Annotated in this window: 18 protein-coding genes; 9 read left to right on the forward strand and 9 right to left on the reverse strand. The window is 73.8% G+C overall.

The features are described 5' to 3' along the window. Window positions 1–310 precede the first annotated feature (310 nt). Window positions 311–1810 (reverse strand): MFS transporter, encoded by a 1500-nt coding sequence (locus BM093_RS09500; RefSeq protein ID WP_093340445.1) that lies wholly within the window; start codon window positions 1808–1810, stop codon window positions 311–313. An 857-nt stretch (window positions 1811–2667) separates the two neighbouring features. Here BM093_RS09500 and BM093_RS09505 point away from each other — a divergent pair. Genes BM093_RS09505 through BM093_RS09515 form a run of 3 tightly spaced genes read left to right on the forward strand, consistent with a single transcriptional unit; the run spans window position 2668 to window position 4609 of the window. Next, window positions 2668–3078, forward strand: coding sequence for a TIGR03618 family F420-dependent PPOX class oxidoreductase (locus BM093_RS09505; protein ID WP_093340448.1), 411 nt, complete (start codon window positions 2668–2670; stop codon window positions 3076–3078). Window positions 3079–3098: 20 nt separating this feature from the next. Then, window positions 3099–3899 (forward strand): MBL fold metallo-hydrolase, encoded by an 801-nt coding sequence (locus tag BM093_RS09510; RefSeq protein WP_281248699.1) that lies wholly within the window; start codon window positions 3099–3101, stop codon window positions 3897–3899. Then, complete coding sequence (locus BM093_RS09515) at window positions 3896–4609, forward strand: DedA family protein (RefSeq protein ID WP_245773412.1); 714 nt, start codon at window positions 3896–3898, stop codon at window positions 4607–4609. Before BM093_RS09510 ends, BM093_RS09515 begins: the two co-directional genes overlap by 4 nt. Window positions 4610–4621: 12 nt before the next feature. On the opposite strand, the gene BM093_RS09520 is transcribed toward BM093_RS09515, so the two are convergent. The 4 genes from BM093_RS09520 to BM093_RS09535 all read right to left on the reverse strand — a co-directional run bounded on the left by BM093_RS09520 (window position 4622) and on the right by BM093_RS09535 (window position 9903). After that, window positions 4622–6052, reverse strand: a complete 1431-nt coding sequence (locus BM093_RS09520; protein ID WP_093340451.1) for a sugar porter family MFS transporter — start codon at window positions 6050–6052, stop codon at window positions 4622–4624. A 195-nt stretch (window positions 6053–6247) separates the two neighbouring features. Beyond that, window positions 6248–7753, reverse strand: a complete 1506-nt coding sequence (locus BM093_RS09525; protein ID WP_093340454.1) for a S1C family serine protease — start codon at window positions 7751–7753, stop codon at window positions 6248–6250. 121 nt (window positions 7754–7874) lie between these two features. Beyond that, window positions 7875–8651: an E3 ubiquitin ligase family protein gene (locus BM093_RS09530; RefSeq protein WP_093340456.1), complete on the reverse strand. Its 777-nt coding sequence runs from the start codon at window positions 8649–8651 to the stop codon at window positions 7875–7877. Window positions 8652–8733: 82 nt separating this feature from the next. Next, a complete protein-coding gene (locus BM093_RS09535; RefSeq protein WP_093340458.1) occupies window positions 8734–9903 on the reverse strand; it encodes a thiolase family protein in 1170 nt (389 codons plus the stop codon). Between the two features lie 318 nt (window positions 9904–10221). Between BM093_RS09535 and BM093_RS09540 the strand changes: the two genes are divergently transcribed. Both BM093_RS09540 and BM093_RS09545 read left to right on the forward strand, forming a co-directional pair. Then, a complete protein-coding gene (locus BM093_RS09540) occupies window positions 10222–11523 on the forward strand; it encodes a TMEM165/GDT1 family protein (protein WP_218162718.1) in 1302 nt (433 codons plus the stop codon). Window positions 11524–11598: 75 nt separating this feature from the next. After that, entirely contained in the window at window positions 11599–12414 is an 816-nt protein-coding gene (locus tag BM093_RS09545) for an SDR family oxidoreductase (RefSeq protein ID WP_093340461.1), read from the forward strand. A 41-nt stretch (window positions 12415–12455) separates the two neighbouring features. Here BM093_RS09545 and BM093_RS09550 read toward each other — a convergent pair whose 3' ends face one another. The 4 genes from BM093_RS09550 to BM093_RS09565 all read right to left on the reverse strand — a co-directional run bounded on the left by BM093_RS09550 (window position 12456) and on the right by BM093_RS09565 (window position 17964). Next, window positions 12456–13703 (reverse strand): acyl-CoA dehydrogenase family protein, encoded by a 1248-nt coding sequence (locus tag BM093_RS09550; RefSeq protein ID WP_177238359.1) that lies wholly within the window; start codon window positions 13701–13703, stop codon window positions 12456–12458. Window positions 13704–14111: 408 nt separating this feature from the next. After that, the gene (gene sfnG / locus BM093_RS09555; protein ID WP_093340463.1) at window positions 14112–15278 is read right to left on the reverse strand and encodes a dimethylsulfone monooxygenase SfnG; all 1167 of its coding nucleotides are present in this window, start codon (window positions 15276–15278) and stop codon (window positions 14112–14114) included. 236 nt (window positions 15279–15514) lie between these two features. Further along, window positions 15515–17245, reverse strand: coding sequence for an AMP-binding protein (locus BM093_RS09560; RefSeq protein ID WP_093340465.1), 1731 nt, complete (start codon window positions 17243–17245; stop codon window positions 15515–15517). Window positions 17246–17328: 83 nt separating this feature from the next. Further along, on the reverse strand, window positions 17329–17964 hold the full coding sequence (locus BM093_RS09565; protein ID WP_093340467.1) for a TetR/AcrR family transcriptional regulator: 636 nt from the start codon (window positions 17962–17964) through the stop codon (window positions 17329–17331). A gap of 67 nt (window positions 17965–18031) precedes the next feature. On the opposite strand from BM093_RS09565, the gene BM093_RS09570 reads away from it, so the two are divergent. The 4 genes from BM093_RS09570 to BM093_RS37120 are packed head-to-tail and all read left to right on the forward strand — an operon-like array spanning window position 18032 to window position 24504. Next, window positions 18032–19183 carry an acyl-CoA dehydrogenase family protein gene (locus tag BM093_RS09570; protein WP_093340469.1) on the forward strand — a complete coding sequence of 384 codons (1152 nt, stop codon included), beginning with the start codon at window positions 18032–18034 and terminating at the stop codon, window positions 19181–19183. Beyond that, on the forward strand, window positions 19183–20784 hold the full coding sequence (locus BM093_RS09575) for an AMP-binding protein (RefSeq protein ID WP_093340471.1): 1602 nt from the start codon (window positions 19183–19185) through the stop codon (window positions 20782–20784). Before BM093_RS09570 ends, BM093_RS09575 begins: the two co-directional genes overlap by 1 nt. Further along, window positions 20784–22382 (forward strand): acyl-CoA carboxylase subunit beta, encoded by a 1599-nt coding sequence (locus BM093_RS09580; protein ID WP_093340473.1) that lies wholly within the window; start codon window positions 20784–20786, stop codon window positions 22380–22382. The genes BM093_RS09575 and BM093_RS09580 overlap by 1 nt, the downstream gene beginning before the upstream one ends. 4 nt (window positions 22383–22386) lie before the next feature. Beyond that, on the forward strand, window positions 22387–24504 hold the full coding sequence (locus BM093_RS37120) for an ATP-binding protein (protein WP_245773413.1): 2118 nt from the start codon (window positions 22387–22389) through the stop codon (window positions 24502–24504). Window positions 24505–24507 lie beyond the last annotated feature (3 nt).

The following is a 24507-nucleotide window of genomic DNA, read 5'->3' on the forward strand; positions in this document are numbered from 1 at the left end:
CACCTGGCCGAATGCATGTGCGGCCGTGGTGATCGATGTGTGTGCGGTACCCCAGACGGTATCGGTGAACTGTCACGATCGGAATGTGATCCGGGCCGGGAGTGTGCGCCCTCACGGATTGTCGGTCAACTCCGACTGTTACCGGCGAGAATGTTACCCACCGGTTCTACTGGCGGGTTTGCATTCATTTCCCGTTGTCCGTGCAGGTGACCGGCGGGACGCGGTCCACAATGGACGTGTCACGGCCGGTGTCCGGACGGTCTCCCCGCGTGCACATGCACGCCGGTGCGGTGGGCCGGGCGGCGCGGGATCAGGCCGCCGGCCGGGCCTCGCCGTCGGTCCCGGCGCGGCGCGCGACGGTCCCGCGGGGCGCGTCGTGCGGCCGGGCACCGTCCCCCGCCGGGCCGTCCTGTGTGGTGCCGTGCTCCTCGGGGGAGCCCGGTTCCGCGTTGTCGGGGGCGTTGTCGGGCGCGGGGGTGACGGCGACGAGCAGCGTGGCCACCAGCGCGGCCGCCCCGGCCGCGGCGAACGAGACGGAGTAGGCGGTGCTCGCCGGGAACGCGCCGCCGTCGACGACGAACGCCGTCGTCACCGCGGCGACCACGGCGGTGCACGAACTGGTCCCGAGCTGGCGGGCCAGGGTGTTGAGGCTGTTCGCCGCGGCCGTCTCGGCCTCCGGTACCGCCCGCATGATCAGCAGCGGGATCGCGGAGTAGGCCAGCGCCGCACCGATCGCGGTGCCGGTGGTGACCAGCACGAGCAGCCAGACGGTCCCGGGCATCAGCGCGAAGGCCAGGTTCCCGGCGCCGAGCAGCAGCGTGCCCAGCACCAGCGTCGTGCGCGGCCCGCGCAGCCGCGAGATCTGCGCGGACACGGTCGAGAACACGACCATCGCCCCGCCCATCGGCAGCAGCATCAGCCCGGCGGTGACCAGCGAGAGCCCGAAGCCGTACCCGGTCGACGTCGGCGCCTGCAGGATCTGGGTCGCGAGCACGAAGCCGGCGAACATCGCGAAGCCGACCAGGACCGAGGCCAGGTTGGTCAGCAGCACGGCCGGGCGCGCGGACACGCGCAGGTCCACCAGCGGGCTCCCGACGCGCAGCTCGTAGCGGCCGACCGCCAGCGCGAACAGGACGGCCGCACCGAGCAGGCCGAGCACCGGTGCCGAGGCCCAGCCCCAGTCGTTGCCCTTGGAGACCGCGAGCAGCAGGCAGAGCAGCGCGCCACCGATCCCGACCGCGCCGACCGCGTCGAACCGGCCGCCGGTCCGCAGCCGCGACTCCGGCACCAGGCGCAGGACGAGCAGGATCTGCCCGACCGCGACCACCGCGGCGCCGGCGAACAGCCAGCGCCAGTCCGCGAACTGCGCGACGACGCCGGTGATCGGCAGCCCGATCGCGCCGCCGAAGCCGAGCGACGACGACATCAGCGCGACCCCGGACCCGACCCGCTCCTCCGGCAGGACGTCCCGGATCAGGCTCATCCCGAGCGCGATCACCCCGAACGACGCGCCCTGCAGTACCCGTCCGACGAGCAGCAGCTCGATCCCCGGCGCCACCGCGCCGAGCAGCGACCCCGTGCCGACCAGGCCGAGCGCGACCAGCAGCATCCGGCGCTTGCCGTACATGTCGCCGAGCCGGCCGAGTACCGGCGCCGACACCGCACCCGCCACCAGGGTCGCCGTGATCAGCCAGGACGCCGTCGACGGGCTCACCGACAGCAGCTGCGGGAACAGCGGCAGCAACGGCACGACCATCGTCTGCACCAGCGACACGAGCAGGCCGCACGCGGCGAGCACGATGATCGCCACGAGGGGCCGGGCCGCTGCACCGGGCCCGGTCTGCGCTGATCGACGGACCCGGAACACTCGACCTCCGATGGTCGTGACGGCAAGCAAGAGTGCCCGATCAGATGAGCACGACCGTCACGCCCGGGGCAACACGGAAGTTCGCATTGGCAGCATTCTCACGACCGTCCGGTCGACGGGGTACCGGCATCCGGCCCCCACCGGACCGCCGGCCCGGACGCTCCCTGCCCGCACTCCGGACCGCACCGGCGCGCTGACCGCCTCCGGTCCCCTCGAGGTGCACACGTCCGCCCCCGGCAGGGCGGCAGCGCACAGCCCGGCGTCGGCACCGGCCCGAGATGCGCATTTCCGCCCGGTGCAGGGCGAGAACGCGCTGATCGACGCCGCATCGGTCCTCGAGGTGCACGGTCTCGCCCGCGACCGGGCGAGAACGCGCTGATCGATTTCCGGACGCGCGCCGGGGTGCACGGTATTGCCTCGCACGGGGCACGAGGGTGCTGATCGAGAGCGGCTCCACGCTCGACCTGCACGGTGTCGCCCTGTTCGGGGCGGAACCGTGCTGATCGATGCCGGCCGCGGGCTCGAGTTGCACGGCGTCGCCCTGCTCGGGACACCAGCGCGCTGATCGAGACCGGCGTGCGCACGAGGTGCACGACGGCGCCCCGCGGGAGGCAGAACCGTGCTGATCGAGAGCGGCTCCGCGCTCGAGTTGCACGGTGTCGCCCTGTTCGGGACGGCGGCGTGCTGAGCGACACCGGCTCCGGGGACGAGATGCGCGGTGCCGGCGCGGAGGCCGGCGTCGTGCCGGGCACCGGCGGTGGGCCGGGCGGGTGGTGCGGGGCGGCGGGGAGGATGGGGCCATGACCCGACGCCGATCACTCGCCGACGATCTCTCCGACCGGTTCCGCGAGCTCTGGTCGGAGCGCCGCCCGTGCGTCCTGGTGACCCTGCGCCGCAACGGGACCCCGCACGCCGTACCGGTCGGGGTCACCGTGGACGTCGCGGCGCGGACGGCCCGGGTGATGTGCAGCGCGGGCTCGCAGAAGGCCCGCAACGTCGCGGCCGCGGGGCCGGAGGGTGCCCGGGTCACGGTCACGGTGGTCGAGGGCCGGACCTGGTCGACGCTCGAGGGCGTCGCCGTCGTCGACGACGACCCGGAGTCGGTGCGCGACGCCGAGCGCCGCTACGCCCGCGAGTACAAGGAGCCGCGGGTGAACCCGCAGCGGGTGGTGCTGCGGATCGCCGTCGACCGCGTGCTCGGGAACGCCTGAACGCGGGGATACTCGTCGGTGTGGACCTGCCGGAGACGACCTTTCTCGGCCACAGCACGCTGCGGCTGCGGATGGGCGGGCGCACGGTCCTGACCGACCCGGTGCTGACCGCGGCGATCGGACCGCTGCGACGGGTGGTGGGGGCGGTGGACCCCGCCGAGCTCGCCGCCGTCGACCTCGTACTGATCTCGCATCTGCACGCCGACCACCTGCACCTCGCCTCGTTGCGCCGGCTGCCGCGTGACGCGGAGGTCGTGGTGCCCGCCGGGGCGGGGGAGTGGCTGCGCCGCCACGGCGTGCCCCGGGTGTCCGAGCTGCGCGCCGGGCAGCGCCGCACGTTCGGCGGGCTGGGCGTGACCGGCACCCCGGCCGACCACTCCGGGCACCGCTGGGGTCCCCGGCTCACCCACGGGCCGCAGGCCGAGGCGATGGGTCACCTGCTCGAGGCCGACGGCCTGCGGGTCTACCTGGCCGGGGACACCGGCCTGTTCCCCGGGCTCGACGACGTCGCCGGCCAGGGGCCGATCGACCTGGCCGCGCTGCCGGTGTGGGGGTGGGGCCCGAACCTCGGGCCCGGTCACCTCGACCCGGCCGCGGCCGCCGAGGCGGTCCGGCGGCTGGCACCGCGCGTCGCGCTGCCGGTGCACTGGGGCACGCTGGCGGTCGCCGGGCTCCGGTCGGTGCCGCGCGTCGGTGGTCGCATGCGCGAGCTGCTGGTGCGCCCGCCGCACGACTTCGCCGACGCCGTCACCGCCGCCGGGCACGGCACCCGCACCCTGGTGCTGCCGCCCGGTGCCGCCGCCGGGGCAGTGGCGTCGTGAACGCCCTCGCCGCGGTGCTCGCCGCCCCGCCCCCGGCGGGCGTGGAGTGGTTCGAGGCCGAGCTCTCGCCGGAGGCCGGCCGGGTCGCCTACCTCGCCGTGGGTGGCGGGGTGCTGTTCGGCTCGATCCTGCCGGTGGTGCCGACCGGGGCCATCGTCGGTGCCGCCGCGGCGACGGCGATGACCAGCGAGGCGCTGTCCCTGCCGCTGGTGCTGCTGCTCGCCTTCGCCGGGGCGCTGATCGGGGACGCGGTGACCTTCGCCGTCGCCCGCCGGGGGAGTGCCTCGGTGCTCGACGCGGTCGCGGGCGGCCGGTTCGGCGGGGCCCGTACCGGCGAGCGGATCAGCCGGGTGCGCGGCGCGTTCGCCGAACGCGGCTGGCTGCTGGTGCTGGTCGGACGGGTGGCGCCGGCCGGGCGGGTCCCGGCCCTGCTCGCGGCGGCCGCGTCCGGGATGGCCTGGACGAGGCTGCTGCCCGCGGTCGCAGGCGGCGCGGTGCTGTGGACGCTGCTCTACGGCGTCGTCGGCGTGCTCACCGGCAACCTCACCGACTCGCCGCTGGGGGCGGCGGCGCTGGCGGTGGGGCTGGTCGCCGTCGTCGGAGCGGTCACCGCGCTGGTGGGCCGGTGGCGCTCCCGGCTGCGCGCGCGCCGGGACCACCCGGCCGGGCCCGAGGGGGCCCGACGGCCGCGCACCACCGCCGACGGGTAGCCGGGCGGCGGTTCACCCCCGGCGGCCCGCGCGGGCCCGCAGCGACGCGTCGATCTCCTCCAGGCTGCGTCCCTTCGTCTCCGGCATCAGCCAGTACAGCAGGACGAAGCCCGCCGCACCGATCACCGCGAAGATCGCGAACAGCCCGGACTCGCCGAGCGAGGTGATCAGCGTCAGCGTCGTCGCGGCGATCACCAGGTCCAGCCCCCAGTGCGTGGTCGCGCCGAGCCCGGCGGCCTTGCCGCGCACCGCCGTCGGGAAGACCTCGGAGTTCACCAGCCAGATCGCGATGCCCAGGCTGGCGGCGAAGGCGGCGATGTACACGCACAGTGCCACCACGATCAGGACGCCGACCACGCCGTCCCGGGTGGGCAGCAGGAACAGCACCACCAGCGCCACCAGCGCGGCGACGACGACCGCGACCCCGCCGAGCAGCAGCGGGCGCCGGCCCCAGGAGTCGATCCGGGCCAGCGCGATCCCGGTGACGACGGTGTTGACCAGCCCGATCCCGACGGTCGCGAGGATCGCGCCGGTGTCCGAGCCGAAGACGCCCTCGAGGATGGTCGGTGCGTAGTAGATGATCGCGTTGACCCCGACGAGCTGGTTCACCGCGGCCACCCCGATGCCCAGCGTGAGTGCCGGGCGCAGCTGCGGCCGGCGCAGGTCCGCCCAGCTCCAGCGGGCCTCCTCGCGGGCGGCCTCGCGGATCTCGGCGATCTCCGCCTCGGCCTCGGCCGGAGAGCGTCCGGCGAGCGCGGCCCGGGCCTCGTCGTCGCGCCCGCGCAGCACCAGCCAGCGCGGCGACTCGCTCGCCCCGGCGAGCCCGACGAGCATCGCCAGCGCCGGGACGGCGGCCAGCGCCAGCGGCCAGCGCCAGCTCTGCGCCTCGGCGAACAGCGAGTTGACCAGGTAGGACAGCAGGATCCCGACGGTGATCAGGAACTGGTTCATCGAGACCAGCCGGCCGCGGGACTCCTTGGGGGCGATCTCGGCGATGTAGAGCGGCACGCACACCGACGAGACGCCGATCGCCAGGCCGAGCAGGACCCGCGCGGCGAGCAGCGTCCCCGGGCCCGGGGCGAGTCCCGACAGCACGGCGCCGACCAGGAACACCGCCGCGACCCTCAGCAGCGTCCGGCGCCGTCCCAGTGCGTCGGTGATCGCGCCACCGGCGAGCGCCCCGACCAGGGCCCCCGCCAGCAACCCGGAGACGATCAGCTGCCGGCCGCCGTCACCGAGCCCGAACTCCGGCGCGACGAACAGCAGCGCGCCGCTGATCACGCCGGTGTCGTAGCCGAACAGCAGCCCGCCACCCGCGGCGACCGCGGTCGCCACCCCGACCCCGCGGCCCGGCCGGGGAGCCCGCCCGGACCCGTGCTCGCGGTGCCGCGCCCGCCCGGACCCGTGCTGCTGAGCCCGCCCGGACCCGTCTTGTGCCGCCATCCGGTCGCCCCTCCCGATCGGCTCACGCGACGGCTGCGTCGCGCAACGGTCAGCGCCAGGGTCGCCGGAGCGGTCCGCGGATGTCCACTCCGGGCGCGGACACGGAACCGGCCGGGCGCGGCAGGAGGGAGGGCTGCGCCCGGCCGGAGGCCGGAACCGCTGGGGTGCTGCTCGGGAGTGCTGGTCCGGTGGAGGTCAGTCGCCGAACGGGCTGAAGCCGAACGGGAGCGGGCTGCCCCCGCCGCCCGGGCCCCCGCCGTCCGGGGACGTCGAGCCGTTCTGCGCGTTGGCCGCGGCGGTGTCCGGCACGCTGCCCAGCGTCACCGGCACCTCCCGGGCGTCCCCACCACTGCCGACGGTCAGCGTGACCTGCTGGCCCGGGACGAAGTTGCCCACCCGGGCGATGAGGTCGGCGAAGCTGGAGACCGGGTACTCGTTGACCTTGGTGACGACGTCGCCCGCCCGCAGGCCCGCGGTCTCGGCGGGCGACCCCGGCTGCACCGCGGCGATCTGCGCGCCACCTGCTCCGGAGGCCGAGCCGGACGCCGACACCGACCCCTGGACGCCGAGCTGGGGCTTGGTCGCGACGCCGTCGGACATCAGTTCCTGGGCGACCCGCTTCGCGGTGTCGACCGGGATGGCGAAGCCGAGGCCGATCGACCCCGCGTTCTGCCCGCTGGTCGCGATCGCCGAGTTGATGCCGACGACCTGGCCGGACAGGTTCACCAGCGGCCCGCCGGAGTTGCCCTGGTTGATCGGGGCGTCGGTCTGCAGGCCGTTGTAGACGACCGGTGACCCGCCGTCCTCGCCGCCCGCGGCCACGGTTCGGTTCAGGGCGCTGACGATGCCGGCGGTGACCGTGCCGGACAGCCCCTGCGGCGAGCCCGTGGCGACGACCTGCTCACCGACCTGCACGCTCGAGGACTCCCCGAGCGTGGCGGCCTTCAGCCCCGATGCCCCCTCCAGCCGCAGGACCGCGAGGTCGTAGCTGGGGGAGGTGCCGACGACGGTCGCGCGGTACTGGTTGCCGTCGGACGTGGACACCGTGATCTGGGCGCCGTTCCCGGCGCCGGCCACGACGTGGTTGTTGGTGAGGACCTCGCCGTCGGCGGTGAGGACGACCCCGGAGCCCTCGGACGCGCCCTGCGCGGTGCGGACCTGGATGTCGACCGTGCTCGGGGTGATCGCGGCCGCCGCACCGGCGATCGACCCGTCGGCCGGCTCGGCGGGGGCGGGCGGCTCGGCGGCGCTCGCCAGGGCGGGCGGGTTCGCGGAGCCGGAGTCGCCGAGGACGGCGTAGGCGCCACCGAAACCGACACCACCGCCGATCAGCCCCGCGGCGAGGGCCACCGCCACCAGCCCGGCCCCGAACCGGCGCGGCGGCTTCGGCGGGGGAGCCTGCTGCGGGAACGGCGGGTAGACCGCGGTGGGCGGGCTGCCGGCGCCGTGTGCCGGGACGGTCGGGTGGCCGGCGGGGTCCCCGTCCGACGCCCACGGCGGGCGTGGCTGTGCGGACGGGTTCCCGCCCGGCCGGTGGTCGGTGTCGGTCATGCGGGACGTCTCCTGTGCGCGGGTGTCACCGGCGTGCGCGGAACCGTCGCCGGGCGCACGCTGCTCGGACCGGGTGGGTTCCGGGGCGTCGCCGCCGGGGGAGGTCCGTCCGTCGGCGCGCTCGCCGGGACCCGGTCCGTACTCGGTCATGGCACCACTGTGGGATGCGACCCTGAGACGATCCTGTGACCGTGCTGGGAATCCCGCGGGTGTCGCGGGCCGAGGCCGGCCGGTGGGCCGGGGAGCACCGGGCGGCACGGCGCCGGCGGGGTCAGGTGACGGCGCCGGCCACGGCGAGCACGAGCCCGAGCAGCACCGCCGCCGCACCGCCGCGCGCCCACCACCGCTGGCCGGCCCGGGCGGCGGTGGTCAGCTCCTCCTCGGTGCGGGTGGAGAGCACGAACGGGTGCGCACGGTCCTGCGGGCGCCGGATCACCAGCGGGCCGTCCCGGTCGTCGACCTCACCGAGGACGTACATCCGCACCCCGGGGCGCAGCACCCACTCCTGGTGGCGGTAGCCGACGGTCCGGTCCCGGTGACCACCGAGGAAGCCCGAGTCGCCGACCCCGCCGGAGGGCCCGGCGCCCGGCTCGAACCGGTCGAGCACCTGCTCCACCGGGTCCGGCCGCACCCCGCCCGGGTCGACACCGATGCTGTGCCCGTCGCGGACCAGCGGCCACCCGTGCGGCGAGGTCCGCTCGGAGACGGTCTCGGTGTGCGTGCTGGTCCGCATCCGGCCCTCGTCGTCGCGTTCCCGCCGCTCGAAGCGGCGCTCGACGCGGTGCGCGTGCCAGACGCACTCCACGCCGGCCAGCTCGGAGCGCAGGATCCCGACCGGTGCGGGCGCGGTCTCCCCGACGACCTCGCAGACCAGGCGGAACCCGCCGGGCCCACCGCCCAGGTCGGCGGTGATCCGGGCCCGCTCGAGCAGCTCGGGCACCGCCAGCGTCTCCGCCGCCATCATGGCGTGCACCCGTCGCTGGGTGCGCACGGCCATCCAGAAGCAGCCCCCGCCGGCGAGCAGCAGGACGATCCCGATCCACAGCACGGGCGGGAATCTATCCCGCCGGTGCCGTGGATCGGGCGGATCGTGCGAATCAGTGGCCCGGCTGTGACCGGGCGCCGCGCTCTCAGCCGAGCAGCTCGATGATCGTCGCGTTCGCCGTGCCGCCGCCCTCGCACATGGTCTGCAGGCCGTAGCGGATGCCGCGGTCGCGCATGTGGTGCACCAGCCGGGTCAGCAGGATCGTCCCGGACGCCCCCAGCGGGTGGCCGACCGCGATCGCCCCGCCGAGCGGGTTGAGCCGGTCGGTCTCGGCGCCGAGCTCGACCTGCCAGGCCAGCGGCACCGGCGCGAACGCCTCGTTGACCTCGAACGCGCCGATGTCGCCGATCGAGAGCCCGGAGCGCTTGAGCACCTTCTGGGTGGCCGGGATCGGTCCGGTCAGCATCCGCAGCGGGTCGGCACCGGACACCGCCCCGGAGTGGTAGCGGGCGATCGGGGTCAGCCCCAGCTCGGCCGCCCGCTCCGGCGTGGTCACCAGCACCGCCGACGCGCCGTCGGAGATCTGTGAGCTGTTCCCGGCGTGGATCACCCCGGTCTCGGAGAACGACGGCTTGAGCGCGCCCAGGGTGTCCACGCTGGTGCCGCGGCGCAGGCCCTCGTCGGCGGTGAAGCCGGGCGCCCCGGGGATGTCGACGAGCTGGCCGTCGAACGCGCCGGAGTCGATCGCGGCGGCCGCGAGCTCGTGGCTGCGGGAGGCGTACTCGTCGAGCCGGGTGCGCGAGAAGCCCCAGTCACGGGCGATCCGCTCCGCGCCGACGCCCTGGTTGAAGTCGTTGTTCGGGAACTCGCCGGACTCCAGGTCCGCCCGGTAGCGCTCGCGCACCAGCGGACCGTACGGGCGTCCGAGGTCGCGGCCGGCGCCCAGCGGGACCCGGGTCATCGACTCGATCCCGCCCGCGACGACGACGTCGTACTGCCCGGACATCACCATCCCGGCCGCGAAGTCGAACGCCGACTGGCTCGACCCGCAGGCCCGGTTGATCGTGACGCCCGGGACCGTCTCCGGCCAGCCCGCGGCGAGCAGTGCGTACCGGCCGATCTGCGCGGCCTGGTCGCCGACCTGGTTGACACAGCCCCACACGACGTCGTCGACGACCTCGGGGTCGAGCCCGGTGCGCTCGGCCAGCGCGGTGAGCACGGCCGCGGACAGGTCGACCGGGTGGATCTCGGACAGCGACCCCTTCCGCTTGCCGATGGGGGTGCGGACGGCCTCACAGATGACGGCTTCGGGCATGGGACGTTCTCCTCGGTCGGCGGTGACACTCCGGCTCGTTCGCAACGCTAAGCCGTCGCCGGTGCCCCGCACCAGCGACCTCGTGAGAGTGCGGTCACAGCCCGCGCTGCGCGGTCGAGCCTTCTGGATCGGTGAGGTACGGTCCTTGTCGTACGCGAAGGGGAGTAGCTCCCAACGCTGTGCTCGACATACTGGTCCGCGCCACGGAGCCCGGGCCCGGGTGCAGCGGCCTGTCCACCACCAGGCGAGCGAGACCTTCGATCCGCACCGTGCCGGATCGAGGTCGCTTTTCCCCTCGATCCGGCGTGAGATCGAGGGATGGACATGGACGGATTCCTGATCGCGCTCGCGGTCAGCTTCGGTGCTGTCTTCGTGGCCGAGCTCGGTGACAAGTCCCAGCTCATGGCCCTGACGTTCGCGACCCGGTTCCGGGTGCTCCCGGTGCTCACCGGCATCACCGTCGCCGCCGCGGTGACCCACCTGGTGTCGGTGGCCGTCGGCTACGGCCTGGGCGCGTCCCTGCCGACCGGCTGGATCACGCTGGTCGCCGCGGTCGCCTTCATCGGCTTCGGGCTCTGGAGCCTGCGCGGGGAGCAGGAGGACGACGACGAGCCGCCCCGCAGCGGTGGCGGCTCGGCCGTCGTGACGGTGACGGTGACGTTCTTCCTCGCCGAGCTCGGCGACAAGACGATGCTCGCCACCATCGCGCTGGGCGCGCAGTACAACTGGGTCGGTGTCTGGCTCGGCTCGACCGCAGGCATGGTCGCGGCCGGTGGGCTGGCCATCGTCGTCGGCCGCACGCTCGGCAAGCGGCTGCCCGACCGGGTCATCGGGATCGGTGGCGCGCTGCTCTTCCTCGCCTTCGGTGTCTGGATGCTCGTCGAGGCCGTCTCCGAGCTGACCGGCATCGGCGACTGGGGCGCTGCGCTCGACGCGATCGACCACACGGTGTACGGCTGGGCGGCCCTGGTGCTCGGCGTGCTCGCCACCGGCCTCGGACTGTGGGCCCGCAACCGGGCGCACCGGGCCCGCGGTGAGCGCCGCCTCGACGTCGCCCGTGCCCCGGGCAGTGCGGCGTGGTGGGCGCGGGTCACCTTCGCCGTGGCGGCGGTGCTGGGCTTCGGAGCACCGCTGCTGGTCGCCCTCGACGTGCTCGAGCCCATCTCGGTGCTGGCCCGCCCCGGTGTCGCCGTGGTCGGCGCCGGACTGCTGCTGCTCGGCTTCGCCGTGCTCGCGATCGCGATGCTGCAGCTCGGGACGGTGTGGAAGCGGTCGGCGGCCGAGGCCGGTGCGGCTGCCGGGGGCGACCCCGAGCCCGCGCGCCGGCCGGTGCTCGCGACCGGCGGCCTCTACCGCCGGGTCCGCAACCCCGGGCTGACCGGCCTGATCGTCGGATGCGGCGGGATGCTGTGCATGGCGCCGACGGTGCTCGGGGTGCTCGCCGGTGTGCTGATCCTGGTCGCGGTACAGATCCAGGCCCGCGGGGTGTACGAGCCGGGGCTGCGCAGCGCGCTCGGCCCCGAGTACGACGCCTACCGCAGCCGCACCGGCCGGTTCCTGCCCCGGGTGCGCGGGCACCGCCGGGGCGCCGGCGAGGAGGACCGCACCCGCGTCGGCTGATCCGGGAGCTCTTCCGGGCGGCAGCGCTACTCAGTACGGTGTACGGGGACCGTCTGCCGTACGGAGGGGGAGCGCATGACGATCCTGGTCACCGGCGCCACGGGCAACATCGGCCGTCTGGTCGTCGACCACCTGCTGGAGCGCACCGCGGAACCGGTCCGGGCGCTGACCGTGGACCCGGAGCGGGCGGCGTTGCCCGCGGGGGTCGAGGCCGTCCGCGGGTCGGTGCGGCGCCCGTCCGGCCTGGACGGGGTGTTCGACGGCGTGCGCGCCCTGTACCTCGCGCCGGTGGAGGCGACCGCGGCCGAGGTGCTCGCCCGGGCCGCGGACGCGGGCGTGGAGTACGTCGTCGACCTCTCCGGGGAGCCCGAGAGCTGGTGGGGCTCGGTGACCGCGGCCGTGGAGGCGGCCGGGCCGGCCTGGACACACCTGTGGCCCGGGGACTTCGTGGAGAACGTGCGGATGTGGCTGCCGCAGATCCGCGCGCACGGCGTGGTGCGCGAGCCGTGGCCCTGGCTGGCGAGCACGCCGACGGCCATGACCGACATCGCCGAGGTCGCGGCCGTCGCGCTCACCACCGACGGCTACGCGGGCAGGGCCCTGTCCCTGACCGGGCCGGAGGCGGTGACCCGCTGCGAGATGGTGGCCGCGATCGCCGCGGCCACCGGCGTCCCGATCGGGTTCGAGCGGGTCGAGCCCGAGGAGGCCGTCGCGGCGCTGGAGCCGTCGCTGGGCGCCGAGCACGCCGACGTCGTGATCAACACGATCCTCGGGTTCCTGCACGACGCCGAGCCGGTCCCGAACGGCGTGGTCGAGGAGGTCACGGGCCGGCCCGGCACGACGGTCGCGGCCTGGGCCCGCGCCCACGCCGACGAGTTACTGCGCCCGTGAGTGGTTTTCGCGGTCAGGACCGCGAAAACCACTCACGGGGGTCAGGAATACCAGGTCGGTTCGGGCAGCTCGTCCCGCAACAGCCGTGCCCCGACCTCGCGCCGCTTGTAGGCGACGGGGTCGTGCAGGGTGTGGGTGCGGATGTTGCGCCAGAACCGGTCGAAGGCGAGCCCCGCGGCCGTCGCCCGCGCCCCCAGCCCCTCGAAGATCCCGCCGGTGATCTCCAGCGCGACCTCGGTCGCCCGCGCCTTCACCGCCGCGACCCGCACCTCGTGCTCGCCCCGCTGCTGCGCGGTGACGTTCCAGGCGTCCCGGTGCAGCGCGAGCCCCTCGGCGGCGACGGCGTCGGCGAGCGCCTCGGCCGCCCAGAGCTTCGACTGGTAGTCGCCGTAGAGGTCGAGCTGGTACGGCTCGTCGACGGCCCGGTCGTGCCCGCCGTGCAGCCACGGCCGGGTCACCGTGCGGGTGTACTCGGCACCGGTCTCCAGCGCGCCCCGGGCGATGCCGAGGTAGAAGCTGACGAACACCAGCTGGATCGTCGGGACGTTGAGCGTGTTGTAGACCCGCGGCTGGAACACCTTGTCCACGAAGCCCGCCGCCGACGCCCACGGCACCCGCACGTCGGTGATCGTGACGCTGCCGCTCTCGGTGAGCCGCTGGCCGATGTTGTCCCAGTCGTCGTGGAAGACGATGCCGTCCTGGGCGCTGGGGACGATCGCGAACACGTGCGTGTCGGTGCCCTCCAGGACCCCCTCCAGCACGGTCACGTCGGAGACCCGGCTGCCGGTGGAGAACGACTTGCGACCGTCGTAGACGATCTCGTCGCCGTCGTCGCGGATGCGCAGGTCCTGATCACGCGGGTTGACCGCACCGCCGAAGAACCAGCGGTTGCGGGTGGCGTCGGCCTCCACGGCCTCGATCTGTTCGGGGGTGCCGACCAGCCGGGCGGCCCAGAACCACAACAGGTGGTAGCCAAGCAGCTGGCCGATGGAGCCGTCGCCCGCGGCGACCTCGCGGATCACCCGGTAGGCGGTCGGCCACTCCTGGCCCCCGCCGCCGTGCTCGACCGGACCGAGCAGCGTGACCAGGCCGGCCTCCTTGAGCAGGGCGACCTCGTCGTAGGGGGTGGCGCCGGCGCGGTCGCGGGCGGCCGCGTCGCGCTCCAGGATGCGCCGGACCGCACGGGCCCGCTCCAGCCAGCCGGCCTCGTCGGACGGGGTGGGCGCGGCCGACCAGTCGATCACCTCGGTGACGGTGGTGGAGCCGGGACGGTTCTCGGTCGTGGTCATGACAGAACTCCTCGGAGCAGGAGGGCCCACCGGACACGGGAGCGCGGGAACGGCGCGGACGCGGTCCGGCAGGCGGTTCGACGATGCCGGACGATCACCGGTGGACGCGGGCGCCACCGGCCGCGCCACGACCCGGGACGGGCACGTGGCGCGGGGGCCGGTCAGCGACAGCCGGAGGAGTTCACACGGGCCAGGTCGACGTGGCGTCGACGGGTGAGCCAGGTGAACAGCACGAGTCCAGTCTTCGTGGCCCCCGCCGGGCAGTCAACACCGGCGTGGCCGGAGTGGGACGGGTGTGCAGCTGTCCGGACACGCCGGCCCCGGCGCACCCGCATCCGGACGCGAACGGGCCCTCCGTGGGAGCGATCCCACGGAGGGCCCGTTGTGTGCGACGGAGCGGAGGAGCCGTCAGGCGCCGCTGAGCTGGGGCTCGCGCGCGGCCAGCTCGGCCTCCTTCTCCCGGATGATCGGCAGCACGTTCTTGCCGAAGTACTCGACCTCCTCCTGGAAGTGCAGGAAGCCCAGCAGCAGCAGGTTGGCGCCGCGGCGCTTGTACTCGATGGCGCGGTCGGCGATCTGCTCCGGCGTGCCGATGAGCTGGGTCTTGAAGCCGTCGTTGTACTGGACCAGGTCCTCGAACGACGAGTCCGCCCACATGCCGCGCTTGTCACCGGTGGAGTTCCCGGCCTGCTGGACGGCGTTGCGGAAGCCCTCGACGGCCGGCTTGTTGGCCTTCGCGACGATCTCGCGCAGGGTGTCCCGGGCCTCCTTCTCGGAGTCGCGGGCGATCATGAAGCCGTTCAGGCCGAACCGCACCGGGGTCAGGCGCTGGGCGGTCTTGGCGTGGCCCAGGACCTCCTCGACCTGCTCGGAGAAGCCGTCGTAGTCCTTGCCGTTCGAGAAGTACCAGTCCGACACCGTGCCGCCGTTGCGGCGGGCCGCGGTCGAGTTGCCGCCCTGGAAGATCTCCGGGTGCGGGCGGCCGGGCACGTCGACCGGCCTCGGCTTCAGGTCGAACCCGTGCACCCGGTAGAAGTCGCCGCTGAACTCGGCACCGCCCTCGCCCGCGGTCCAGATCTCCCGCAGCACGCGGATGAACTCGTTCGTGCGACGGTAGCGCTCGTCGTGCTCCAGCCACGGCTCACCCATCGCGGTGAACTCGTCCTTCAGCCAGCCGGAGACCACGTTGAGCGCGACCCGCCCGCCGGTGAGGTGGTCGGCGGTGGCGATCCACTTCGAGAGCACGGCCGGCTGCCACAGGCCCGGGTGCACGGCCGCGATCAGCTTGAGCTTCGTGGTGGCCAGCGCCAGGGCCAGCGAGAAGCTGGTCGCCTCGTGCTGGTGGTCGGCGCCGTAGCTGGCCATGTAGCGGATCTGGGACAGCGCGTACTCGAAGCCGTTCTCCTCGGCGGTGCGCGCCAGCTTCACGTTGTAGTCGTAGCCCCAGTCGGTGCGCTGCTCGATGGAGCTGGTGACCAGGCCACCGGACACGTTGGGCACCCAGTAGGCGAACTTGAGCGGCTCGCCGACCTGGGGGTTCACGGTGGCGTCGAGGTTGCCGATGGTGTCGGACACGGGCGGAGCTCCTGGTGGTCGGTGCTGCACACGGCTGCGGGGGTGCGCGGACGGCGCGCACCCCACGTCGGGCGGAGAGGAAAAAGAGAAGACGGACCTGCGGAACGAGTGATCAGCGACAGGCCTGGCTCACGACGACCAGGTGGTCGACGTGACGGCGGCGCGTCAGCAGGAATCCGGTCACGGCCTCCACCGAACTCCGGGCCCGCACGGTTGTCAACCGGACGCGGGCGAGGTCACGCGGAGAAGTGCCCGGCGTGCTCGGCCCGCAGCCGGTACTTGAGCACCTTGCCGCCGACGGTCTCCGGCAGCGTCTCGACGACCAGGACGGCCTTCGGTGTCTCGAAACCGGCCAGCCGCCCGCGGCAGAAGGCGATCACCTCGTCGGGGTCCGGGACGGCGCCGGCGGCCGGCACCACGACCGCGGTCACCGCCTCGCCCCACCGTGCGTGCGGCAGTCCGACGACCGCGGCCTTCGCCACCGCCGGGTGCTCGTGCAGCACCGCTTCGACCCGCATCGAGGCGACGTTCTCCCCACCGGATTTCACGATGTCCTTGTAGCGGTCGACCATGACCCGCAACCCGTCGTCGTCGACGAGGGCCGAGTCACCGGAGTGGAACCAGCCGCCGCGGAACGCCTCCCGGGTCGCGTCCGGGTCCCGGTAGTACCCGGCGGCCATGACCGGGGACCGGTAGACGGCCTCGCCCGGCTCGCCCCGCACCGGGTCGCCCGCCTCGTCGACCACGTCGGAGGCGAGCAGCCCGCTCGGGACGCCGACGTAGTTCATCGACGGTGCCGTCGCCGTGTGCGTGTCCGGCCAGCGGCTCGGCCAGAACCGGTGGCAGGCGATCGCCTCGGTCTGCCCGAAGATCCCGACCGTGACCATGCCGGGTGCGCAGCGGGCCCCGAGCCGCTCGAGCAGCGCCGGGGCGAGCGCGCCCCAGCCGTAGAACAGGGTGGTCACCGACGTCCAGTCGAGCGCCGGGTCCCGGTCCAGCTCGTCGGCGAGCATCCCGACGAACTGCGGCGACCCGGCCCAGAGCGCGCTCACCCGGTGCCGGTCCACGGCCGCGGCGACGTCGGCCGGCACCGGGCGACGGCCCAGCACCACCGCACCGCCCGCCAGCAGCGCGGCGTTCGGGAAGATCACGTCACCGACGTGGTAGATCACCGGCAGGAACGTGCCGACGACCAGGTCGGTGTCGTGCCGCAGGCCGCGCGACAGCGACAGGGCGAAGTTCAGCCCGGCGGTCTGGGCGTACTGGTGCGAGAGCATCACGGCCTTGGGCAGCGCGGTCGTGCCCGAGGTGAACAGCAGCTCGTACACGTCGTCGCCGTGGACCTCGACCTCGGGCTCGTCCGCCGGATGCGACGCCACGAGCTCGCCGAACGACGGCGACCCGGCGACCGGTCCACCGCCGATCGTGACCGTCGCGCCGACGGCCAGGCCGCGGTCGGCGAAGACCGTCGAGACCCGGGGCCACAGCTCGGCGTCGACCAGCGTGAACCGCGGCTCGACCCGTTCGACTAGTGCGGTCAGGACGTCCGGGGCCAGGCCCGGATTGACCGGCGCGGCGACCATCCCGGCCTTCGCGATGCCGATCTTGGCCAGGTAGGCCTCGACCGAGTTCTCGCACACCAGCAGCACCACGTCGCCGGGGGTGAGGCCGGCCGCGAGCAGCGCGTGCGCGAACCGGTTCGCCACGGCGTCGCCCTGCCGGGCGGTGACGGCGGCGAACTGCTCCTCGCCGTGTGCGCCGGGCATCCCGCGCAGCACCACCTGGTCCGGCCGGCTCCAGGTGAGCCGCTCCAGCACGTCGCCGGCGCAGGTGCGTTCCCAGCGCTGGACCGCGCGCCGGCCGCGCAGCGTGGTCACGTCGATCTCGTCCGGAGCCGGGAGCGCCGTGCCGTGCGCGTGTCGCGGGAGTCCGGTGTCGGGCCGTTCGTGCCGGGCCGTGTCGCTCATGCCGCCGGCTCCTTCGCCGTGGGGGATCACGGGACTATGACGTGACCCCGGCCACTCCGGCAAGAGCTGGAGTAAATGTCAGTTCACTCAGCCGAGGTGTCGGGCGGGTCGACGCCGAGGCAGCCGTGCGCGACTCCGGTCAGCAGCGTCGCGAGATGCTCCGGGGCCAGTCCGCTGCGGAAGAACAGCGTCGACTGGATCGCCCCGACGCAGGCGTGCACGAGCACCCGCAGCTCGCCGTCGGACAGGTCGCGGCGCAGCGGGGCGAGCACGTGCACCCAGTCCTCGACGTGGTGCCGCTGGCGCCGGCGCAGCGACCGGCGCGCCTCCTCGGGCAGCGTGTGCACCTCGCGGTGGTAGACGGCGAGCTCGGCACGGTGCTCGATCGCCACCGTGATGTGGTCGCCGACCAGCAGTGACAGTGCGGACCGGTCGGAGGTCGCGGCCTCCAGTGCGGCCGCGGCACCCTGCTCCAGGCGGGTCATGCCGCGCTCGAGCAGGGCGACCAGGATCGCCTCCTTGGAGGCGAAGTGCCGGTAGACCCCGGAGCCGACGATGCCGGCCTCGGCGCCGATCTCGGCCATCCCGACGGCGTGGAAGCCGCGGCTCGCGATCAGCCGGGCCGCCGCGGCGAGGATCCGCTCCCCGCGGGCGGGGTCGCGGCGACGGGGCGCCGCACCCGGTGCGGCGGGGGTCGAGGACGGCGTTCCGGCCGGCATCTGGTCAGCATGGCAGTCGCGCGGTATGGTGCGCCACAAGTGAACGATCGATCACTGGGGAGTCGGCGTGGACTTCACCGAGACAGACGAGGAACGCGACCTCCGGTCCGCCGTGGCGGACATCGCGGGATCCTTCGGCAGCGAGTACTACCTGCGGTGCGCCCGGGAGGGCCGGCACACCCAGGAGCTGTGGGCGGCGCTGGGCGAGGCCGGGTTCCTGGGGGTCAACGTGGCCGAGGCCTACGGCGGCGGGGGCGGCGGGCTGGTGGAGCTGTCCGCGGTCTGCGAGGAGGCGGCCGCGCAGGGGACACCGCTGCTGCTGGTGCTGGTCTCCGCGGCGATCTCGGCCGAGGTGATCGGCGACTTCGGCTCCGAGGAGCTGCGCAAGCGCTGGCTGCCGGGCCTCGCCGACGGCTCCACGAAGGTCGTCTTCGCGATCACCGAGCCGGACGCCGGGTCGAACACCCACCGGATGGCCACCCACGCCGAGCGCGACGGTGACCACTGGGTGCTCAACGGCACCAAGCACTACATCTCCGGCACCGACGACGCCGAGGCTGTGCTGGTGGTCGCGCGTAGCGGGCGCACACCCGACGCGCGGGCGCTGCTGTCGCTGTTCGTCGTGCCGGTCGACTCGCCGGGCCTGGTCCGCACCCCGCTCCCGGTCGACCTGATCGCGCCGGACAAGCAGCACGTCCTGCATTTCGACGATGTCCGCGTCCCGGCGGCGAACCTGGTCGGCGCGGAGGGCGACGGTTTCCGCCAGGTCTTCCGCGGCCTGAACCCGGAGCGGATCACCGGGGCGGCGCTCGGTGTCGGCATCGCCCGGTTCGCGCTGGCCAGGGCCGCCGAGTACGCCCGTACGCGTCAGGTGTGGGACACCCCGATCGGGGCCCACCAGGGTGTCTCGCACCCGCTGGCGAAGGCCCGGATCGAGACCGAGCTCGCGGCGCTGATGACCCGCAAGGCGGCCTGGTTGCACGACCGCGGGCTGCCGGCGGGCGAGGAGTCCAACATGGCCAAGTACGCCGCCGCGGAGGCCGCGATGCACGCGCTCGACGCGGCCATGCAGACCCACGGCGGCAACGGCCTGGCCAGCGAGTACGGGTTCATCCCGTACTGGGGGATGGCCCGGCTGATGCAGGTCGCGCCGGTGAACCGGGAGATGATCCTCAACCACGTCGCCCAGCACGGCCTGGGCCTTCCGAGGTCGTATTGATGGACCGCGCGCTGGAGCGGAACCTGATCCAGCGGGTCGCCGTGGCGGATTCGCTGACCCGCAGCGCGGCCGCCCGGCCGGACCAGGTCGCCGTCGTGGACGGCGACCGCAGCTGGACCTATGCCGCGTTCGACGCCTGGGTCTCCCGACTCGCCCGCGGCCTGGACCGGCGGGGGTACGCCCGCGGTGACGTGCTCGCGCTGGCGGCGGGCAACAGCGCCGAGTTCCTGACCGTCTACTACGCCTGTGCCCGGCTCGGTGTGGTCTGCGTGCCGATCAACCTCGGCTGGCGGACCGATGAGGTCGCCTACGTCCTGGGCCATTCGAAGGCCCGCGGCATCGTGGTGGAGACCCAGTTGGTGGACGGCCTGGCCGAGGCCGTCACGAAGGCCGTCGACGTGGCGGACGTGATCGTCGCGCCCGGCCTCGGGGCAGGGCACGGCACCGGGCCGGCGGACCGTGCCTGGTCCACGATGGACGCGCTGGAGGTGGCGGGCGACGGCCCGGTCGAGGCGCTCGTGGAGGACCGCGACCCGTTGAGCTACCTCTACACCTCGGGGACGACGTCGTTCCCGAAGGGCGTCGCCGCCTCGCATCTCGCGATCACGATGGAGTCGATGTCGGCTGCACTGGACTCGGGGTGGCACGCCGGTGACCGCTTCCTGGCGATGATGCCGATGTTCCACACCGCGCAGCTCAACGCGTTCTGCACGCCGGCGATCCTGGTGGGGGCCACGATTCACGTGGTGCGCGGGTTCGAGCCGGCGGCGTTCCTGGACACGATCGAACGCGAGGGCATCACCCAGGTGTTCGGGCTGCCGATGATGTACCGGGCCGCTCTGGAGCACCCGTCGTTCGCCGGCCGTGACCTGTCCTCGCTGCGCCGGGCGGTGTACGCGATGGCGCCGATGCCCGAACCGTTGATCCGTGCCTGCCTGGAGGGGTACGGCTGTGCGTTCGCGCTGCTGTTCGGCCAGACCGAGATGAGCCCGTGCACCACGCTGTTCCGGCCCGAGCACCAGCTGAGCCACGTCGGTGCGGTCGGCACCCCGATCACCGGCGTCCAGGTCGCGATCATGGGGCCGGACGGGGCGCTGCTGGGGCCCGGGGAGGTGGGCGAGATCGTCTACCGCGGGCCGTCGACCATGAACGGCTATCTCGACGACGACGAGGCCACCGACGAGGTGTTCCGGCACGGTTGGTTCCACTCGGGGGACGCCGGATCGTTCGGTGCGGACGGCGTGCTCTGGTTCGCCGACCGCTACAAGGACGTGATCAAGACCGGTGGCGAGAACGTGGCGTCGCTGGAGGTCGAGCGCGCCGTCTACGCCACCGATCCGCAGATCGCCGAGGTGGTCGTCGTCGGGCTGCCGCACGAGCGTTGGAGCGAGGCGATCACCGCCGTCGTCGTCCCCGCACCCGGTGCGTCGATCGACCCGGACGCGTTGCTGACCGGGCTGAGGCAGCGCCTCGACGGGTTCAAGGTGCCCAAGGCGGTGCTGGTCGTCGACGAGCTGCCGAAGACGTCCACCGGCAAGATCCGGAAGAACGTCGTCCGGGACCGGTACGCCGGCCACTACGCGGAGGAGGAGGGGCGCTGATGGCGGTGCTGCGATCCATGCTGGACACCGGCTCCGAGCAGTACCGGGTCAACCGGGAGGCGCAGCTCGCCGCGATCGCCGAGCTGGACGCCGAGCTCGAGAAGGTGGTCGCCGGCGGGGGCGAGCGCTACGTGCAGCGGCACCGGGACCGGGGGAAGCTGCCGGTCCGCGAGCGGCTCGAGCTGCTGCTGGACCCGGACTCGCCGTTCCTGGAACTCTCCGCACTGGCTGCGTGGGGCACCGAGTTCACCGTCGGCGCCTCGATCCTGACCGGCATCGGTGTGGTGTCCGGTGTGGAGTGCATGGTGATCGGGCACGACCCGACGGTGCGCGGTGGGGCGATGAACCCGTACTCGCTGCGCAAGACGCTGCGCGCGCTGGAGGTCGCCCGCCTCAACCGGCTCCCGGTGATCAACCTCGTCGAGTCGGGCGGCGCGGACCTGCCGACCCAGGCCGAGCTGTTCGTCCCGGCCGGGCGGATCTTCCACGAGCTGACCGAGCTGTCCTCGCTGGGCATCCCGACGGTCGCGCTGGTGTTCGGCAACTCCACCGCCGGCGGGGCGTACGTGCCCGGCATGTGCGACCACGCGGTGCTGGTCGACAAGGGCGCGAAGGTGTTCCTCGGCGGCCCGCCGCTGGTCAGGATGGCCACCGGCGAGGACGCCGACGACGAGTCGCTCGGCGGCGCCGAGATGCACAGCCGCGTCTCGGGACTCAGCGACCATTTCGCCGTCGACGAGCCGGACGCGATCCGGATCGGCCGCGAGATCGTCGGCCGGTTCAACTGGCGCAAGCTCGGCCCGGCGCCGGCGGGGAAGCCCGCCGAGCCGCTGTACGACCCGGAGGAGATCCTCGGGCTGCTGCCACCGGAGTCGAAGATCCCGTTCGATCCGCGGGAGGTGCTGGCCCGGGTGGTCGACGGCTCCGAGTTCGACGAGTACAAGCCGCTCTACGGGACGTCGCTGGTCACCGGCTGGGCGAGCGTCCACGGCTATCCGGTCGGGGTGCTGGCCAACCACCGCGGCGTGCTGTTCAGCGAGGAGGCGAAGAAGGCGACCGAGTTCATCCTGCTCGCCAACCAGACCGACACCCCGCTGGTGTTCCTGCAGAACACCACCGGCTACATGGTCGGCGCCGACTACGAGCAGGGCGGGATCATCAAGGACGGCGCCAAGATGATCAATGCCGTCACGAACTCCACCGTGCCGCACCTGACGATCAACATGGCGTCGTCGTTCGGGGCGGGGAACTACGGCATGTCCGGGCGCGCCTACGACCCGCGGCTGATGTTCGCCTGGCCCAGCGCGAAGCTCGCGGTGATGGGGGCGACGCAGCTCGCCGGGGTCATGTCGATCGTCGGGCGGGCCTCGGCCGAGTCGCAGGGCAAGCCGTTCGACACCGAGGCCGACGCGGCGCGGACCGCGGCGATCGAGGCGCAGATCGAGCAGGAGTCGCACGCGTTCTACGTGACCGCGCGGCTCTACGACGACGGCATCGTCGACCCCCGCGACACCCGCACGGTGCTGGGGATGTCGTTGTCGGCGGTGCACAACCAGCGGATCGAGGGGCGCCGGGGCTTCGGTGTCTTCCGGATGTGACCTGATGATCTCCAAGCTCCTGATCGCCAACCGCGGCGAGATCGCCTCCCGGGTGCAGCGCACCGCGCACCGGCTGGGCATCGCGACCGTCGCCGTGTTCTCCGACGCCGACGCGGGTGCCCCGTTCGTCCGTGACGCGGACGAGGCGGTCCGGCTGCCCGGCACCGCGCCGTCGGACACCTACCTGCGCGGCGACCTCGTGATCGCGGCCGCCCGGGCGACCGGCGCCGATGCCGTCCACCCCGGGTACGGGTTCCTCTCCGAGAACGCCGCGTTCGCCCGGGACTGCGCGGCCGCGGGCCTGGCGTTCGTCGGGCCGTCCCCGGAGGCGATCGCCTCGATGGGGTCCAAGGTGGAGGCCAAGGCGCTGATGGCCGCGGCCGGGGTGCCGGTGCTGCCGGGCGTGACCGTCGACGACGGCACCGATCTCGCCGAGGCCGGCCGGACCGTCGGTTTCCCGTTGCTGGTCAAGGCCGCCTACGGCGGTGGTGGGCGCGGCATGCGGGTCGTCGCTGCTCCGGGCGAGCTGGCCGGCGCGGTGGACAGCGCGCGGCGCGAGGCCGCCTCGGCGTTCGGCGACGGCCTGGTGTTCCTGGAGCGCTACCTGGTCGACCCGCGGCACGTCGAGGTGCAGATCCTCGGCGACGCCCACGGTGAGGTGGTGCACCTGTTCGAGCGGGAGTGCTCGATCCAGCGGCGGCACCAGAAGATCGTCGAGGAGTGCCCGTCGCCCGCGGTGTCCGACGCGCTGCGGGCCGAGCTGGGCAAGGCAGCCGTCGCGGCGGGCGAGGCGATCGGCTACTCCGGCGCGGGGACGGTCGAGTTCGTGCTGGCGGGTGGCGAGTTCTTCTTCCTCGAGGTCAACACCCGGCTGCAGGTCGAGCACCCGGTCACCGAGCTCGTCACCGGGCTGGACCTGGTCGAGCAGCAGATCCGGATCGCCGAGGGCGCGCCGCTGGGGCCCGAGGTGCGCGACGCCACGATCACCGGGCACGCGATCGAGGCCCGCCTCTACGCCGAGCAGGTCAGCGCCATCGCCGAGGCCGGGGCCGGTGCCGGCGACGCAGACACAGACGCAGACGCAGACGATCCCCAGCGCGAACGCTCACCGAACCCGGCGGCGCTCACCCGATCGGAAGAGCGTTCTCCGGTTCCGCGAGCGTCCGCGCCGGGCGAGCACGGTGGGACCGATGTCGCCTACCTGCCGGTGACCGGGACCCTGCACCGGTTCGCCGTCCCGGACGGCGTGCGGGTCGACAGCGGAGTGGAGGACGGCTCGGTCGTGTCCCCGCACTACGACCCGATGCTGGCCAAGGTGATCGCACACGCACCCACCCGGGCCGAGGCGGCCCGGGTGCTCGCCCGGTCGCTGGCGGGCGCTGCGCTGCACGGCGTCACCACCAACCGGGACCTGCTGGTCGGGATCCTGCGCTCGCCGGGGTTCCTGGCCGGGGACACCGACACCGGGTTCCTGGTCCGGCACGACCCGGTCGCCCTCGGCGCCGGCACGCTCGCCGATCACGGGCGCCGGCACGCCGCCGCCGCGGCCCTGGCCGCCCAGGCCGCGCACCGGGCCGGTGCCCGGGTGCTGGCCGGGATGCCGTCCGGCTGGCGCAACGTCGGTGGGGCCTTCCAGCAGGCCGGCTACCTGCTGGACGACCGGGAGCTGACGGTCGCCTACCGGTTCCGGCGCGGCGGGCTGGACCTGCGCGTGGGCGGGGAGCCGCTCGCGGCGTCGCCGGTGTCGGTCACCCCGGACCGGGTCGTGCTCGAGATCGACGGCGTGCGCCGCTCCTACGCCGTGCACCGGGCCGACGGTGTGCCCTACGTCGACGGTGCCGACGGCGCGGTCGCGCTGGTCGAGGTGCCCCGGTTCGCCGATCCGAACGAGGTCACCCACGCGGGCTCGCTGCTCGCGCCGATGCCGGGTTCGGTGGTGCGGGTGCACGCGGCCGAGGGTGACCCGGTCCGCGCCGGGCAGGCGCTCGTGGTGCTGGAGGCGATGAAGATGGAGCACACGGTCGCCGCGCCCGGGGACGGGGTGCTCGGCGAGCTGCGGGTCGCGGCGGGGGACCAGGTCGAGACCGGGCAGGTGCTCGCGGTCGTGGAGGCGGAGTCGTGACCG

The sequence above is a fragment of the Pseudonocardia ammonioxydans genome, from assembly GCF_900115005.1.
Taxonomy (GTDB): Bacteria; Actinomycetota; Actinomycetes; order Mycobacteriales; family Pseudonocardiaceae; genus Pseudonocardia; species Pseudonocardia ammonioxydans.

Excerpts from the sequence above, each read along its gene's own strand:
- BM093_RS09505 (WP_093340448.1), top strand. The coding sequence starts at position 2,668 with ATGACCCGACGCCGATCACTCGCCGACGATCTCTCCGACCGGTTCCGC.
- BM093_RS09520 (WP_093340451.1), bottom strand. The coding sequence starts at position 6,052 with ATGGCGGCACAAGACGGGTCCGGGCGGGCTCAGCAGCACGGGTCCGGG.
- BM093_RS09525 (WP_093340454.1), bottom strand. The coding sequence starts at position 7,753 with ATGACCGAGTACGGACCGGGTCCCGGCGAGCGCGCCGACGGACGGACC.
- BM093_RS09535 (WP_093340458.1), bottom strand. The coding sequence starts at position 9,903 with ATGCCCGAAGCCGTCATCTGTGAGGCCGTCCGCACCCCCATCGGCAAG.
- BM093_RS09540 (WP_218162718.1), top strand. The coding sequence starts at position 10,222 with ATGGACATGGACGGATTCCTGATCGCGCTCGCGGTCAGCTTCGGTGCT.
- BM093_RS09545 (WP_093340461.1), top strand. The coding sequence starts at position 11,599 with ATGACGATCCTGGTCACCGGCGCCACGGGCAACATCGGCCGTCTGGTC.
- BM093_RS09550 (WP_177238359.1), bottom strand. The coding sequence starts at position 13,703 with ATGACCACGACCGAGAACCGTCCCGGCTCCACCACCGTCACCGAGGTG.
- BM093_RS09560 (WP_093340465.1), bottom strand. The coding sequence starts at position 17,245 with ATGAGCGACACGGCCCGGCACGAACGGCCCGACACCGGACTCCCGCGA.
- BM093_RS09565 (WP_093340467.1), bottom strand. The coding sequence starts at position 17,964 with ATGCCGGCCGGAACGCCGTCCTCGACCCCCGCCGCACCGGGTGCGGCG.
- BM093_RS09575 (WP_093340471.1), top strand. The coding sequence starts at position 19,183 with ATGGACCGCGCGCTGGAGCGGAACCTGATCCAGCGGGTCGCCGTGGCG.
- BM093_RS09580 (WP_093340473.1), top strand. The coding sequence starts at position 20,784 with ATGGCGGTGCTGCGATCCATGCTGGACACCGGCTCCGAGCAGTACCGG.
- BM093_RS37120 (WP_245773413.1), top strand. The coding sequence starts at position 22,387 with ATGATCTCCAAGCTCCTGATCGCCAACCGCGGCGAGATCGCCTCCCGG.